The organism is Candidatus Pelagibacter communis (assembly GCF_001180105.1).
In the GTDB taxonomy this organism is placed as follows: domain Bacteria; phylum Pseudomonadota; class Alphaproteobacteria; order Pelagibacterales; family Pelagibacteraceae; genus Pelagibacter; species Pelagibacter ubique_K.
Genome location: NZ_CVSO01000011.1, coordinates 1 through 577, shown reverse-complemented (window position 1 = coordinate 577; position 577 = coordinate 1). Strand labels below are relative to the sequence as shown.

The following is a 577-nucleotide window of genomic DNA, read 5'->3' as shown; positions in this document are numbered from 1 at the left end:
GACTTATTTATATTTTAATTTTTGTAATTATTGTATTTTTCTATATAATTATAAGCGTCTTTGAATATACTGCATACTGCTTTATGCATGCTGGGTTCATAACTTTCTAATATCTGTAGATCATTTTGTAGATTTAAGTTGAAGGGGCATCCAGCACACCCTGTTCTTGTCATTCCATATATTTCGTAGCAGTCTGAGTGTTTGATTTTGTAAAAATTTTTATAGAGCTTCTTATCTTCATTTGTCCAATTCCATAATGGTCGAAAACTTGCTGTGTAATTATTGGACTCACATTTATCTGTGAAGAATGAGTTTTTGTAGCTCATTGATCTTATTCCGCCTTCATTTTTCTCTCTTTCCTATTTTGACGGTTGCGTTTTTTTAGTTGGGCGTTTCGTTTGTATTTTAGGCTCAAGGTTATGTTTTAGCTTTGGGTACTTCTTGTGATTATACTTTATATCTTTGTTTTTTTTTGCAATGTTAATATTTCCTAAGTTTTCGTGTATAGTTTTGTTTATATTTTAGGTTAGAATTACTTTTGTTTTTAATGTATTAATAATTTAGTGTTTTCTGTTTT

1 protein-coding gene is annotated in these 577 nt (G+C 29.1%); it reads right to left on the bottom strand.

Annotated features, from left to right (window positions below; all coding sequences use genetic code 11):
* Nucleotides 1–14: 14 nt before the first annotated feature.
* A complete protein-coding gene (locus AMN84_RS04980) occupies nucleotides 15–326 on the bottom strand; it encodes a hypothetical protein (RefSeq protein WP_143755525.1) in 312 nt (103 codons plus the stop codon).
* Between the last annotated feature and the right edge of the window lie 251 nt (nucleotides 327–577).